Origin of the sequence: Paenibacillus sabuli (genome assembly GCF_014705605.1) — a bacterium.
Classification (GTDB): Bacteria; Bacillota; Bacilli; order Paenibacillales; family Paenibacillaceae; genus Paenibacillus_D; species Paenibacillus_D sabuli.
On the sequence record NZ_JACXIZ010000028.1, the window covers coordinates 82,236 to 97,636 of the forward strand.

The 15,401-nt window shown below is 64.6% G+C and carries 9 protein-coding genes; 6 read left to right on the top strand and 3 right to left on the bottom strand.

Going from position 1 to position 15,401, the window contains the following annotated elements; translation table 11 throughout:
* Positions 1-2 precede the first annotated feature (2 nt).
* A complete protein-coding gene (locus IDH44_RS17015) occupies positions 3-2,036 on the top strand; it encodes an ABC transporter ATP-binding protein (protein WP_190919695.1) in 2,034 nt (677 codons plus the stop codon).
* Positions 2,037-2,127: 91 nt separating this feature from the next.
* Here IDH44_RS17015 and IDH44_RS17020 read toward each other — a convergent pair whose 3' ends face one another.
* Positions 2,128-2,376 (bottom strand): hypothetical protein, encoded by a 249-nt coding sequence (locus tag IDH44_RS17020; protein ID WP_190919697.1) that lies wholly within the window; start codon positions 2,374-2,376, stop codon positions 2,128-2,130.
* 125 nt (positions 2,377-2,501) lie between these two features.
* Here IDH44_RS17020 and IDH44_RS17025 point away from each other — a divergent pair, with 125 nt between their 5' ends.
* From IDH44_RS17025 to IDH44_RS17035, 3 genes are all read left to right on the top strand, one after another.
* Complete coding sequence (locus IDH44_RS17025) at positions 2,502-3,503, top strand: GNAT family N-acetyltransferase (protein ID WP_190919699.1); 1,002 nt, start codon at positions 2,502-2,504, stop codon at positions 3,501-3,503.
* A 140-nt stretch (positions 3,504-3,643) separates the two neighbouring features.
* Positions 3,644-6,814, top strand: coding sequence for an ATP-binding protein (locus tag IDH44_RS17030; RefSeq protein WP_190919701.1), 3,171 nt, complete (start codon positions 3,644-3,646; stop codon positions 6,812-6,814).
* Positions 6,795-7,964 (top strand): response regulator, encoded by a 1,170-nt coding sequence (locus tag IDH44_RS17035; protein ID WP_190919703.1) that lies wholly within the window; start codon positions 6,795-6,797, stop codon positions 7,962-7,964. Before IDH44_RS17030 ends, IDH44_RS17035 begins: the two co-directional genes overlap by 20 nt.
* Before the next feature lie 95 nt (positions 7,965-8,059).
* On the opposite strand, the gene fumC is transcribed toward IDH44_RS17035, so the two are convergent.
* Positions 8,060-9,451, bottom strand: a complete 1,392-nt coding sequence (fumC, locus tag IDH44_RS17040; RefSeq protein ID WP_190919705.1) for a class II fumarate hydratase — start codon at positions 9,449-9,451, stop codon at positions 8,060-8,062.
* A gap of 141 nt (positions 9,452-9,592) precedes the next feature.
* Positions 9,593-11,338 carry a hypothetical protein gene (locus IDH44_RS17045; protein ID WP_190919706.1) on the bottom strand — a complete coding sequence of 582 codons (1,746 nt, stop codon included), beginning with the start codon at positions 11,336-11,338 and terminating at the stop codon, positions 9,593-9,595.
* 196 nt (positions 11,339-11,534) lie between these two features.
* On the opposite strand from IDH44_RS17045, the gene IDH44_RS17050 reads away from it, so the two are divergent.
* Both IDH44_RS17050 and IDH44_RS17055 read left to right on the top strand, forming a co-directional pair.
* The gene (locus tag IDH44_RS17050; RefSeq protein WP_190919708.1) at positions 11,535-13,601 is read left to right on the top strand and encodes an ABC transporter ATP-binding protein; all 2,067 of its coding nucleotides are present in this window, start codon (positions 11,535-11,537) and stop codon (positions 13,599-13,601) included.
* On the top strand, positions 13,598-15,385 hold the full coding sequence (locus IDH44_RS17055) for an ABC transporter ATP-binding protein (protein ID WP_190919710.1): 1,788 nt from the start codon (positions 13,598-13,600) through the stop codon (positions 15,383-15,385). Before IDH44_RS17050 ends, IDH44_RS17055 begins: the two co-directional genes overlap by 4 nt.
* Positions 15,386-15,401: the final 16 nt, after the last annotated feature.

Genomic DNA, 15,401 nt, shown 5'->3' on the forward strand with positions numbered 1-15,401 from the left:
CGATGAACAACGTAGCGACAGGCAGACGCCTGTTGAATTATGCCCTGCAATTCAAAAAAACGATCCTGATTGCGCTGATCCTGCTCGTGCTCGCCGTCGCGGCGGAGCTGGTCGGGCCGTTCATCGCCAAGCAGATGATCGACGACGGCATTCTCGGCATCGAGAAGCCCTGGTACGCCGTGGAGGACGAGCAGCCGTACGCGGTGGCGTACGATGGCGGCTGGTACAAGCGCGCCGACCACTTCGCCCCGGGCGAGCCGCGCGGCCGCGAGGTGCGCGTGCTGCAGGCCGGACGCAGCCTGTATTGGCTGGACGGGGAGCTGGCATTCGAGGACGGCGCGCGCACGGTGGAGAACGGTGTAATGACGGTGAGCGCGGATGGAGGCGCGCTCACCGCGACGTACGAGGTGTCGCGGCTCGGCGTGGAGGAGGCGTATCGCTTCTACGCGCCCGAGATGCCGGGCCTGATCCGGCTGGCGCTGATCTATCTCGCTCTGCTCGTGGTGGCGGCGGTCTTCACCTACGGGCAGCGCCTCATGCTGCAGACGTCGGCGAATCGCATCGTCCGTCAGCTGCGCAACGACGTCTTCGGCCATACGCAGCGCTTGCCGGTGCAGTATTACGACAATCTCGCCGCAGGACAGGTCGTCTCGCGCATCACCAACGATACGGAGGCGATCCGCGAGCTGTACGTATCGGTGCTGGCGAACTTCGTCACCGCCTTCATCTATATGATCGGCATCTACGGCGCACTGCTGCTGATGGATGCGCGGCTGGCGCTGATCGCGCTGCCTCTCATCCCGATCCTGTGGGTGTGGGTCGTGCTGTATCGCCGCTTCGCGGCTCGCTACAATCGCATCATCCGCGCCAAGCTGAGCGAGATCAACGGCATGATCAACGAATCGATCCAGGGCATGACGATTATCCGCGCCTTTCGCCGCGAGAAGGAGACGACCGAGGACTTTGAAGCGCTCAATGCGCACTACTTCACGAATCAGAACAAGCTGCTCAGCCTCAATTCGCTGACCTCGCACAATCTGGTCAACGTCGTGCGCAATCTCATCTTCCTCGCGGTGATCTGGCTATTCTGGGGCGACCGGCTCGGCGACGCGATCACGATCGGGCTGCTGTATGCCTTCGTCGACTACATGAACCGGATGTTCCAGCCGATCGTCGGCGTCGTCAGCCAGCTCGCCAATCTGGAGACGGCGCGCGTCTCGGCGGAGCGGGTGTTCACGCTGATGGATGAGCCGGGCGTCGATGTCGATGACGAGCGTATGCCGCGCTACAAGGGCGAGGTGGTGTTCGAGGACGTGACGTTCGCGTACAAGCAGGACGACTACGTGCTGCGGGACATCTCGCTGCATGCGGCGCCGGGCGAGACGGTGGCGCTCGTCGGCCATACGGGCTCGGGCAAGAGCTCGATCCTCAACCTGCTGTTTCGCTTCTACGACATTCGCCACGGCCGCATCACGGTGGACGGGGTGGACATCGGCGCGCTGTCCAAGCAGCAGCTGCGCGAGCATATGGGCATCGTGCTGCAGGATCCGTTCCTGTTCACGGGGACGATCGCCTCCAATGTCAGTCTGGACAATCCGGCGATCTCCCGCGAGCGGGTGGAGCGGGCGCTGCGCGAAGTGGGCGCCTACGAGATGTTCATGCGGATGCCCGGCGGCATCGATGCGCCGGTCGGAGAGAAGGGCGGCACGCTCTCGGCGGGGCAGCGCCAGCTGATCTCGTTCGCGCGGGCGCTCGCCTACGATCCGGCGATCCTGATCCTCGACGAGGCCACGGCCAGCATCGACACCGAGACGGAGGCGATCATCCAGGATGCGCTGGACGTGCTCAAGCGCGGCCGTACGACGTTCGTGATTGCGCACCGTCTGTCGACGATCCGCGCCGCCGACCAGATCCTCGTGCTCGACCGGGGCCGGATCGTCGAGCGCGGCACGCACGCCGAGCTGATGGCGCTGGGCGGCAAGTATTATGCGATGTACGAGCTGCAGCAAGGAGCGGGCGTCTCCTCGGCGTCCTGAGTGGCGACTGTTGCGGCGACTGCATTCGGCGGACGCGCCCCGGCGACTGCAAGCAGCCAGCCTGAGCAAGAGAAAGGCCGACCGGCGCGGGCTAGCGTTTGAACAACGCGGCCGCGCCGGTGTACAGCCCGATCCAGAGCAGGTTGTAGCCCATGAATGCGCCTGTGGAGTCACTTCCCTCCGCATGATTTGCAAAAATGAGGATGCCGCCGGCCAGCACGAGCAGGAAAGCGAAGGCCAGCAGTTCCATATACGTACGGCGCGCAAGCGGCTTCAGCATGATGAGCAGCAAAACGACGAACACAATAATGCTCGTAATCGGAAATAGCATCGGATCCAAAAATACAGGCCTCCTTCAAAAAATCGTTGCCCCTATCGTAAGGGACGAAGGACACAAGCGTCAATTTGCATCAATCGGTGCAGCGTGTGGAGGAGGCATACCTAAAAAGCGAGGAGGACCAAAACTTGTCCAACGAAGCAATTGCTATTCGTCCAATGGCCGCTGACGATTACGAAGGCGTCGCAGCGATACTACGCGTTGTGTTGCGCGAGTCGGTCAAGGGGGAGGATGTGCAAGAGGAGGATGCCAAGCTCCCAAAAGAGAACGCTTTCAAATATGACAATCAAGGCCGTCTGTGCGGATACGGTCGCTTGCGTCTCGTCGCAGCAAATCCCGATGGAGATGTCGTTGGCTACGGTCTGGCGTGGCGAGCGCCCTGGACCGCGCCAGGGGAGTTGAATCATACGCTTGCGGTGCTGCCGCAAGCACGCGGTCAAGGCTGCGGCGGCGCATTGTATGCGCAGCTTGAAGGGTGGGCGAGTGAGCATAAGGCGCATCGGCTCAATTACGTCGTTCGCGAGGATGACCCCGCCGCCCTTTCGTTTGCCGGGCGTCAGGGGTTTGAGATTGATCGACATATGCACGAATCGGTGCTGCAACTGGCCGGCGATTCTGGATCCGCAGGCGCGCTGGAGCCGGAGACTGCTGCGCAGGCACCGGAATGGACAATTGTGCCATATGCTAAACTTCCCGAAGACAGTCGCGAAGCGTCGGTGTACGGTGTATATCGGGACACACAGCTGGATATTCCGGGATTCAGCGGGGATTATCTCCCGTTATCGGAGTGGCGCATACATGTGCTCGGCATGGCCGGTTCGGCGCCGGAGCATCTTTTCGTTGCTCTCGTCGGGGACATCCCTGTCGGAGTGGCGCATGTCCTGATTGAGCCGGAATCCTCAGAGCTCTACTGTGAATTTACAGGCGTGCTGCGCACGTATCGCGGCAGAGGCATTGCCACGGCGCTGAAGCGGCATTGCATTCGCCACGCGCGTGCTTGTGGCGTACGGACCCTGCGTACCCATAACGATTCGCACAACGCGCCGATGCTCGCGATTAACCGGGATCGCCTCGGATTTAAGGCTATGCCTGGCGAATACCGCATGTGCAAGCTGCTGCCGCGGGACTGATCCGGCGGCCTCGTCGTAAGAGGCGGCCGGCACCGAAAATCTGCTGTCCATCGACATTTTGCTCGTCCAAACAGGAATTCTTTCCCTCCATCGCGAAGTAATGGGTTCAAGACATCACGGCGTCTGCGGGGAGTTCGATCATGAGGCAAAAATGGATGACTGCCGTCGTCGGCATTGTGTTGCTCGTGCTGCTGCCGGTCTATTGGGTCGGCGCTTCCGTCATGGACCAGCTCCGCTCGCCCGAAGCCAGGAGCGGCTATCTCGATCTGACGGAGTGGCAGTTCGCTCAGGACGGGACGATTCGGCTCAGCGGAGAGTGGGAGTTTTATGGCGGCCGGCTGCTGACACCGGAGGATTTTCGAGGTGCAGACGAAGGCGGAGGCCACCTTGCACAGCCGGACCTCGTCCGTCTGCCCGGCAGTTGGAACGGCTATCTGGCGTCACGCGGCGCTTCCGGCGAAGGCTATGGCACTTACCGGCTGCGCATTCAATTGCCCGAGGATGCGACAAGTATTTACGGCGTGCGCACCTCGAATATTCGCATGGCCAATCGGGTCTATCTCGGGGATGTGCTGGTCGGCAGCGGCGGCGTGCCGTCGTCCGAGGGGCGTGAGGCAGAGGTGCCCTACAATGTGCCGTACGTCGGCTTTGCAGCCGTCCAAGGGCCGACCGTAGACCTGCTCGTCCAGGTCTCCAACTACAATTATTCCTCGGGCGGCATCATCTACCCGCTGCGCTTCGGCGATCAGCAAGCCATACTGAGTCACCGTGACCGGGCGCTGCTGCTCGATCTGATCATGGCGGCGGGTTTTTTGATTCCGGCTTTGTTTTTTATCGTGCTGTACCGGCTACGGTCGTCGGAGCGCAGCTTGCTCTATCTGACGTTGCTGGGCTTGTCGGGGCTCGTCTATGTCATGACGCACGGGGAGAAGCTGTTGGCTGAGCTCGTGCCTTCCATGCCTTACGAGCTGCTCGGCAAGCTCCAGTTCTATTCTTCCGCGCTCGTCTGGTACGGCTTCCTGCAATACGTAGCCGTTTCTTTCCCGCAGACGATTCATCGGCAGATGCTCGCGGCGCTCAAGCTCGCGACGCTCAGCCTGCTCGCAGTCTGTCTCGTGCTGCCGATGCGCATTTTCTCTTATCTGGAGATCCCGGTGCTGACCGTCGGCTTGCTGACCGTGGGCTACGTGCTGTATGTGATGGTCCGCGCGCTGCGCCAGCAATCGGCCAATATGCTGCCGCTGGCCGTCAGCGTGCAGAGCATCGCGGTGTCGATCCTGGCGAGCACGCTGACGGTGCTCGGGCTGCTGGAGGATCAGACGCTGGTCTCCTACGAGATGCTGATTTTTGTGATGGCGCAGGCGCTGCTCATCGCGCAGCGGTTTGCGACGAGCTTTCAGGAGGTGGAGGATCTCTCGGAGCGGCTGCTGACGCTGGACGGGCTCAAGGACGAATTCCTGGCCAATACCTCGCACGAGCTGCGCACGCCGCTGCACGGCATGATCAATATCGCCGATACCGTGCTCGCCGGGGCGGCCGGTCCGCTCAGCGTCCGTCAGGCGAATCAGATGGCGATGATCGTCTCCACCGGCAAGCGTCTCTCGGCGCTGGTCAACGATATTCTGGACTTCTCCAAGCTCAAAAACGGCGAGCTCACGCTGCAGCGCAGACCGGTCGATCTGCGCGCCGTCGTCAAAGCGGTGCTGGGTGTCGTCGGCATGATGAGCGGCAAACGCGAGCTGCGCTTTTATACGGAGTGGGCGGATGATCTGCCCCTGCTGCATACCGATGAGGACCGGTTGCAGCAGATTCTGTATAATCTGCTGGGCAATGCGGTCAAGTTCACGCATCGGGGAGAGATCCGGGTCAAGGCGGCCCGGGCGGCCGGAGGACTGGTCGCCGTGTCGGTGTCCGACACGGGCATCGGCATCGCGCCCGAGCAGCTGGACGGAATCTTCAAGGGCTACGATCAAGGCGGACGGGAGCACGAGACCTCGGGTGCCCTGCGCGGGACCGGGCTCGGGCTGAGCATCACCAAAAAGCTCGTCGAGCTCGGCGGCGGCACGATTCGCGTGCGCTCGCGGCTCGGTGAGGGCTCGGTCTTCACCTTCACGCTGCCGATGCTGCCCGATGCGCAGGCGCGCGTCAATCCGCGGCTGGATCAGAGCGCCGCGGCAGCCGAGCCGGCCCCGCAGGTGCCGGTGCTGGCGGAGGCTCAGGACGTGGAAGCGGCCGGGCCGGTCATCGCGCCGGAGTCGACGATCCTGGTCGTCGACGACGATCAGGTGAATCTGCAGGTGCTGATCAACCTGCTCGCCATGGCCCATTACGAAGTCATCGCCGTCGACAACGGCGAACGGGCCCTGGCGGCGCTCGAAGAGCGTCCTGACATCGATCTGGTCATTGCGGACTGGATGATGCCGGGCATGTCCGGCCTGGAGCTGAGCCGTTCGATCCGCGAGCGCTACCGGCTCTCCGAGCTGCCGATCCTGATGCTGACGGCACGGACGCGTCCGGACGATATTGTGGCGGGCTTTCGCGCCGGCATCAATGACTTTCTCGGCAAGCCGGTCGACGCCGACGAGTTGCGGGCCCGCGTCGGTACGCTGGCAGCGCTGCGCCGTTCGGTGCAGAAGACGGTACAGACCGAGATGGCCTTTATGCAGGCGCAGATCAAGCCGCATTTTTTGTACAACGCCATGAACACCATCATCTCGACCTGTCCGGTCGAGGCGGAGCAGACGATGGAACTGCTGCTGGAGCTGAGCCAATATTTGCGTAGCAGCTTCGACTTTCAGAATCGAGAGCAGCTGACGACGCTGGACAAGGAGCTGGAGCTGGTACGCTCCTACCTGTCGCTGGAGAAGGCGCGCTTCGAGGAGCGGCTCCAGGTCGACTTCGACGTCGAGGCGGAGCCGGGCAGTCTGCTGCCGCCGCTGTGCATCCAGCCGCTCGTAGAGAATGCGGCGCGTCACGGCATCCTGCAGCGGCTGCACGGCGGGCGCATCCGGGTGCGGATCGTCGAGCAGGGCGGGATGGTCGAGGTCGAGATTGCCGACGACGGCGTCGGCATGGATCCGGAGCGTGCGGCGGCGCTGCTGCAAGGCGCGGACGGGGCCAACGCCTCGGACTCCGGCACCGGCGTCGGATTGCTCAACATACATCGCAGACTGCTGGCGATCTACGGCAAGGGCTTGCGGATCGAGAGTCGCCCGGACGAAGGGACCGTGGTCCGCTTCGCGGCGCCGCAGCAGATGCGGACGCGAGGGCAACAAGGGGAGGGACGCGAAGATGCGCGCAATCTTGATTGACGACGAAAAACCGGCGCTGCAGCATCTGGAACGCTTGCTGCGGGCCGACGGACGCATTGAAGTGACGGGCAAATTCACCTCGGCCAAGGAGGGGCTCGCCTATCTGGACGCTAACGGTGTTGACTTGGTATTCCTCGATATCGGGATGCCGGAGATGAACGGGCTGGAGGCGGGCGAATACATCCAACAACTCGATGGCAGTATCCGGATCGTCTATGTCACCGCCTATTCCGAATACGCGCTCGAGGCGTTCGAGCTCAATGCGCTGGATTACTTGCTGAAGCCGGTGCTGCCGGCGCGGTTCGCCAAAATGCTCGACCGGATCAGCGCTTACTCGCGCCTGCGCGAACCGCAGGCCCAGACGGCGGCTGCGCAGGCGGCAGAGTCGGCGGAGGCGGTGTCCGGCGCTGCAGCGCAGCCGCAGGTGCTGTGCTTCAAGTGGCTGGCGCTGTGGGATGCGGGCGGAAGCGGAGACAAGCTGCGCTGGCGGACGATGAAGTCGCAGGAGCTTTTTGCTTACTTGCTGCACCACAAGGGAGAGTGGGTGTCCAAGGATCGTATGATCGAGACGCTATGGCCCGAGCATCCTCACGAGCGCGCCGTCAATCTGCTGCACACGTCGATCTATCAGATCCGCAAAATGCTCAAGGAGCAGGTCCCCGCGGGGACTATCGAATATGCGCAGAGCGGCTACCGGCTGAGCGGCGAGATCGTCACCGATGACCGGCTGTTCGAGTCGGGGCTGCGTGAGGAAGCGCAGCGGGAGCAGCCCGATTGGAGCCGCATCGATCGCTTGCTCGGGCTGTACCGCGGCGAGTACCTGGAGGATTACGACTATGCCTGGGCCCAGTCCAGGCAGCGCGAACTTCTGCAGCTCTATACCGAGCACATGACGGCGCTCGCGCACTACGAGCAGCGTACAGGCCGGTTGCGTCAGGCGCTCCAGCGGCTGATCCTGGTGCAAGTCAAGGACCCGTATGCCGAGGATACGTGCCGGCAGATTCTCGGCCTGTGCGCCGAGCTACGGGATTACAAGGCGATGGAGGAGCATTACGCCTCCTTCGCCGCGACGATGCGCGACGATCTGGGCGAGGGGCTCGAGCCGCAGACCGTCGCCTACTACGAGCAGCTGATGGCCTCGCGCCGCTAGGCGCAGCGCCGGCGGCCGCCCGTTCTTGCAACACGCGTGTATCGCCTCTGGATGGCCTGGATTCAAGCGGCTCGCTGCATCTGCTCGGAGCCGTGCTAGTCGCCGCGCGGCCGCACCATCTGCTCGGGGCGCACGTACCGGTCGAATTCCTCCTCCGTCAGCAGCCCGCTGCGCAGCGCCGCCTCCTTGAGCGTCAATCCTTCGCTGTGCGCCTGTTTGGCGACCATGGCGGCATTCTCGTAGCCGATATGCGGGTTGAGCGCCGTCACCAGCATCAGCGACTGCTCCAGATTGGCGGATATCGCCGCCTCGTCCGGCTCGATTCCGACCGCGCAATTGTCGTTGAAGGAGTGCAGCGCGTCGGCGAGCAGCCGCGCGGACTGCAGGAAGTTGTAGATGATCACCGGCTTGAACACATTCAGCTCAAAGTTGCCCTGGCTGGCGGCAAAGCCGATCGTCGCGTCATTGCCCATGACCTGGCAGACGACCATCGTCAGCGCCTCGCTCTGGGTCGGGTTGACCTTGCCCGGCATGATCGAGCTGCCCGGCTCGTTGGCGGGAATTGTCAGCTCGCCGATGCCGCAGCGCGGTCCGCTGGCGAGCCAGCGCACGTCGTTGGCAATCTTCATCAGATCGGCGGCCAGCGCCTTGAGCGCGCCGTGCACGTAGACGAGCTCGTCGTGGCTGGTCAACGCGTGGAACTTGTTCGCCGCCGAGGCGAAGCGCTGTCCGGTGAAGGTGCTGATCTGCTCGGCCACCTCGTCGCCGAAGGCCGGATGGGCATTGATGCCGGTGCCGACCGCGGTGCCGCCGATCGCCAGCTCGCGCAGCGACTCCGCGCTCGCGCGGATCATCCCCTCCGACTTGTCCAGCATCCGTACCCAGCCGCTGATCTCCTGGCCGAGCGTGAGCGGCGTGGCGTCCTGGAGATGGGTGCGGCCGATCTTGATGAGATCGGCGTACTGCTCGCTCTTGGTCCGCAGGGTCTCCCGGAGCCGGGCGATCGCAGGCAGGAGGCGGTCGTGCACCGCCAGCAGCGCGGCCATGTGCATCGCCGTCGGGAAGGTGTCATTGGAGCTCTGCGACATGTTGACGTCGTCGTTGGGATGCACGCGCAGGTCCGCGCCTTGCGCCTGGAGCAGCGCATTGGCGCGGCTGGCGGCGACCTCGTTGGCGTTCATATTGGACTGCGTGCCGCTGCCCGTCTGCCAGACGACGAGCGGGAAGTGCTCGTCCCACTGGCCGGCGATGATCTCGTCGCAGGCGGTGACGATGGCGTCGGCTTTGCGGCGGTCCAGCTTGCCCAGCTTGGCGTTGACCAGAGCGGCGCTTTTTTTGAGCACGGCGAACATATGCACGATCTCCAGCGGCATCGTCTCGCCGCCGATCTTGAAATTCTGCAGGCTGCGCTGGGTCTGGGCGGCCCATAGCTTGTCCGCCGGCACCTTAACCTCGCCGAGCGTATCCTTCTCAATCCGATAATCCATCTTCTTCACACGCCTCCTCAATCGGAATCTGCCCCTTAGCAGGCTGGCATACACGCCCTAGCATGACAAATCGCGCCCGCGCTTGTCAAATTCGACACGCGTGGGCGCGATTCGCAATTATTGTAATGATCACGAGTAAACTTAGAAGCGCCGCCACTGGCTGAGCAGCGTCTCCGAGACGATCCAGCGCCGCAGCAGCAGGAACAGCACGAGCGGCGGCAGGCTCACCCAGATACAGGCCTGCAGCATTGGCCAGATGCTCTCTTGCTGCCCGTGGATGCTCTGATACAGCAGCAGCATCGGCGGCGCTTGCTCGGGATCGGGCAGGAACGTCAACGGGCGCATCAGTCCGCTCCACAGCGTGACGAAGTGCAGCGCGCCGAGCGCCAGCAGCGTGCGCCACGTCTGCGGCAGGAACAGCGTGAAGAAGGCGTGCAGCTCGCCCCGGCCGCTCGCTTCGTGGGCGCGCTTGCGCTCGTCGCAGCGGCGGTTGAACACGCCCGCGAGCACGAACACCGCGGCCAGATTGAACAGCCCGGTCATCACGAGCGCGGCCGGCCTGAGTCCGGTGAGCTCGCGGAGCATCAGGTATTCGCCGAGCGGGTGCGTACCGAGTCCAAGTGCCAGCAGCAGCCCGCAGACATAGAGCGCGCGGCCGGGCAGCCGCCGGGCGGTGAGCGGGTAGGCCAGCAGCGCGGTCAGCGCCATGAACAGGACGGCCGCGAGCGCATACAGCAGGCCGTAGCGCAGCATCGCGCCGCCGAGCAGGCCGCTGAGCTCCGATTGCGCAGCGGGGCCCGTATCGATCCCGGCCAGCCACGGGTGGATGAAGAGCACATACAGGCCGAATAGGACAAGTGCGGCGGGCAGCAGCGCGATCAGGCTCCCGATCGTCGTGCCGGCGGCGCCTCCGCGGCCGCGGATCGCCTCCGCTCCGGCGTCCGCACGGGGGCGCACCAGGTCGCGGCGCAGCAGCCCGCGCAGCAGCAGATAGACGAGTGCGACGAGCACGAGCTGGACGACGCTCTGCAGCACCTGTGCGGCTGCGCCGATGCTGAATTCCGCGGTGATGATTCCCGTGCGGAAGGCATATAATCCGAGCGTGTCGGCCGTCTCGTAGACCATGGGATTGACGAGCACCTGCATCAGATCGAGCGGCTCGGCCAGCAGCAGCGTGAGCTGGATCAGCATGAAGGCGGCGACGGCGCGCAGCGCCGGCAGCAGCGTCAGCCGCAGATAGCCCCCGGGCAGCTGCGGCTGCGCCTCGGCGGCCGCGTGCCGGATGCCGATCGCGGTCAGCGCCAGCGCGACGGGCACGCCCCAGACGAGCGCGGTGCGCAGCAGGACGATGGCGCTCCGGAACGCGTCCGCTTGCAAGAGCAGCGGCGTCTCGACGGCGAAGAACGGCGCCTGCGACGGGGAGAACACGTACACCATGAGCGCCGCGACGACCGTGAGCGGGACGAAGAACGGCAGCAGCAGCAGCGTCTCCAAGGCGCCGCGCAGCCAGCGCGGCCGCACGGCGGCGAGCGCCAGCGCTAGCACAAGCGCGCCGATGCCGGTGAGCAGCATGTGGCTGAGATTGATCGACACGGTATTGCCCAGCAAGCGAATGAATTCGGGGCGGTCGAACAATGCGCTAAAATTGCCCAGCCCGACCCACTCGCTGCCGGCGATTCCCTTGAATAGGTTGTAATCTTTGAGGGCAATCAACACGCCCATAATCAGGGGCCACACCTGAAGCGCAAAGAGCAGCGCCAAGGGAGGAAAAACGATGAAATAATGCAGCTTGTACTTCCATATGCGCTGACCAAAGGAAAGCCCTTCGACCTCCGTGTAAGCGGTACCAGAAGCGGGGTGTTCCGGACGTTCCGGGTTTGAAGGCATGCGATACGCTCCTCACTGAATAAATTGGGCGAACAGGCGGCCCGAACGGCTCGAAAGGATCCGAACAGCAACAGGCAGCCTGTTATAGAATAGGCAATGATCGCCAATTTTTCAACCCTTGGCGGGAAATGCTGTTCAGAATTTCGTAAACTGTTTATAATTAAATTATTTCTTGCTAAACGGATCGGAGGAGCGCATGCGCAAGCTATTCGTCTTTTTGAAACCGTATCGGCTGGCGGCGGCCGCGGCGCTTGCCCTGATGCTGATCGAGCTCGTCGTCGAGCTGGTGCACCCGCTGCTGATGGCCAAAGTAATCGACGACGGCATCGTCGCCGGCGATCGGGACGCCGTCCTGGCATGGGGCGCCGCGATGATCGGGGTGGCCCTGCTCGGCTTTGCGGCGGGCATGATCAATTCGTTTTTTTCGGCTCAGGTGAGCCAGGGCTTCGGCCACGATGTGCGGCGGGCGGCATTCGCCAAATTACAATCGCTCTCATACGCCGCCTTCAACCGCTTCCCGACCGCATCGCTGATCACGCGGCTGACCAGCGACGTGACGCAGCTGCAGAACGTCGTCTTCATGGGGCTGCGCATCATGGCCCGGGCGCCGCTGCTGATGGCGGGCGGGCTGACGATGGCGCTGCTCATCAATGTCCGGCTGGCGCTGGTCACGCTCTGCGTGACGCCGCTGCTGCTCGGTCTCCTGGTCTGGGTCATGCGCCGCGGCTTCGGCCTGTTCAAGCAGGTGCAGGCCGGTCTCGACGGCGCCAACGGCGTGCTGCGCGAGAATCTCGTCGGCATGCGTCTGATCCGGGCGTTCGTACGCTCCGCCCACGAGACGCGCCGCTTCACCCGGGCGAGCGAGGACCTGATGACGCGCACGATCTCGGCACTGCGGCTAGTCGAGCTGACGCTGCCGCTGCTGCTGCTCGTCATGAATCTGAGCATTCTGTATATCCTCTGGGTCGGGCAGGCCTGGATCGGCGCCGGCGGACAGCTCGGCGACGTGGTGGCGATCATCAACTACACGCTGCGCATCACCGGCGCCTTCTCCATCATCTCGCTCATCCTGACCGGCGTCTCGCGCGCCCGCGCCTCGGGCGGCAGGCTGGCCGAGGTGCTGGAGGCGGAGGGCGACGACAGTCCGGCGGCGACCCAGCCAGTCGAGGATGGGCATGCAGTGGTGCCGGCCGCCGAGCATGCGGGAGCCACGCCCGGGAGCGCGCCGGCCGCTGCGCAGGGGGAGGCTGGGCTGCGCCCCCCAGGCGAGGCGCACGCACCAGGTGTGGAGCACGCCTCAGGCGAGGGGCACGCACCAGGCGAAGCGCAAGCCCCGGATGAAGCGCAAGCCCCAGGCGACCCGGCGCACGCTGCCGCAGAGCATCCGGAGCATCGCGAGGACGAAGCTGCGCCCGGCGCCGCCAGCGCGGCTGCTCCGCGCGCAGCTGTCTCGCGCGCAGTTGCCAGCGCGCCGGATGCGACTGCCGCGCCCGGCGCTGTGCCGCGCGGTCCGCGCGTGACCGCAGGCAGCCTCGCCTTCACAGACGTGACGTTTCGCTACCCGGATACGGCCGAGCCCGCGCTGCAGGGGATCACCTTCGAGGTGCCCGCCGGCGCGACAGTCGCGGTACTGGGGGCGACCGGCTCGGGCAAGTCGAGTCTGTTCCAGCTCATCCCGCGGCTGTACGAGGCGGACGCGGGACGGATCGAGATCGACGGCATCGACATCCGGCGCTATGCGCCCGAGGCGCTGCGCGGCGCGATCGGCTACGTGCCGCAGGAGTCGCTGCTGTTCAGCGGCACCGTCGCCGACAATATTCGCTGGGGTGCGGCGTCTGCTACCGATGCGGAGGTCGCATTGGCGGCGCGGCGCGCGCAGATTCACGACACGATCCTGCGGCTGCCGCAGCAATACGACACGATGCTCGGGCAGAAGGGGGTCAATCTGTCCGGCGGGCAGAAGCAGCGCCTCTCCGTGGCGCGCGCGCTGCTGCGGCGGCCGCGGCTGCTGCTGCTCGACGACAGCACCAGCGCGCTGGACGCGCACACCGAGGCAAGGCTGCTGGCGGGCATCGCAGAGCTGAACGGCACGACGCTCGTCATCACGCAGAAGATCGCGACCGCGCAGCGCGCGGACAGCATCCTGTTGCTGGGCGACGGCCGGCTGCTCGGCGCGGGCACGCATGCGGAGCTGCTGCGGACCTCGCCCTTGTATGCGCGCATTGTCGAGTCTCAGATGAAAGAGGAGGTGAGCGCCACATGAGACCCCGTCCCCCGCATCAGGTCGGCCGGCCGAAGGCGCGGGCCAAGGACTGGCGCGGCACGCTGCGCCGGCTGTGGTCGTATCTGGCTGTGCACAAGCGGCTGCTCACGCTCGTGCTCGTCATGGTGCTGCTGAGCTCGGCGCTCGGCCTGCTCGGCCCGTACCTGCTCGGCCGCGCCATCGACGCCTACCTCGTGCCGCGCGAGCGCGAGGGCCTGCTGTGGTTCATCGCGCTGCTGGCCGGCAATTACGTGTTCTTCTCCGCCGCGACATGGCTGCAGAATTACTGGATGATCGGCATCGCCCAGCGCACGGTCGCGACGCTGCGCGAGGATCTGTTCCGTCAGCTGCATCGACTGCCGATCGCCTACTTCTCGCGGCGCAAGCACGGCGAGCTGATGAGCCGGCTCACCAACGACATCGAGAACGTGAGCCAGACGCTCAACACCTCGTTCGTCCAGGTGTTCACCAGCGTGCTGACCTTTGCCGGCATGCTCGGCATGATGCTGTGGCTCAGCTTGTGGCTGACGCTGATCACGCTGACCATCATCCCGCTGATGGTGCTCGGCATGAAGTGGATCACGAGTCGCACCGGCCCGCGCTTCCGGGAGCAGCAGCGCAACCTCGGCGAGCTCAATGGCTTCGTGGAGGAGACGCTGTCCGGGCAGCAGATCGTCAAGACCTTCTCGCGGGAGCAGGCGATGATCGAGGCCTTCGCGGAGCGCAACGCGCGCCTGCGCGTCTCCGGCTATTGGGCGCAGGTGTACACCGGCTTCATTCCCAAGCTCATGAACATGCTCAATAACATTAGCTTCGCCCTGATCGCGGGCATCGGCGGCCTGCTGGCGATGCAGCAGCTCGTCTCCATCGGCGTGATCGTCACCTTCGCCGAGTACGCCCGCCAATTCACGCGGCCGCTCAACGATCTGGCCAATCAATTCAATACGATCCTCGCGGCGATCGCCGGGGCGGAGCGGGTGTTCGAGGTGCTGGAGGAGGCGCCGGAGTCCGGTGACGAGCAGGCGGCGGTGGAGCTGGAGCGGGTGCGCGGGGAGATCGTCTTCGAGGCTGTCGACTTCAGCTACGAGCCGGGCGTGCGCACGCTGCGCGGCATCGATCTGCACGTGGCGCCGGGTCAGACGCTGGCGCTGGTCGGCTCGACCGGCGCCGGCAAGTCAACGATCGTGCAGCTCATCTCGCGCTTCTATGCGCCGGATCGGGGACGCATCCTGATCGACGGGCGCGATATCGCCGGCATCCGGCGTCATAGTCTGCGGTCTCACATGGGCTTCGTGCTGCAGGATGTGTTCCTGTTCCAGGATACGATCCGCGAGAACATCCGCTACGGACGGCTGGAGGCGACCGATGCGGAGGTCGAGGAAGCGGCCAGACTGGCCAATGCGCATGGCTTCATCGCCAAGCTGCCGCGCGGCTACGACACGGTGCTCGGCCAGGACGGCGGCGGGATCAGCCAGGGGCAGCGGCAGCTGCTGTCGATCGCGCGAGCGATGCTCGCCGGTCCGTCGATCCTCGTCCTGGACGAAGCGACGAGCAGCGTCGATACGGTGACGGAGATCAAGATCCAGGAGGCGCTATATCGGCTCATGCAGGGCCGCACCAACATCGTCATCGCCCACCGGCTGGGCACGATTCGCCGGGCCGATCAGATCGCGGTGGTCGAGGACGGGCAGATCGTGGAGCGCGGCTCGCACGAGTCGCTGCTGCAGGCGCGTGGGCGGTACTACGACCTCGTGCATGCCGGCGAGCGCGAGGCCGGAGCTTGAGACCGGCCCGCAGCCT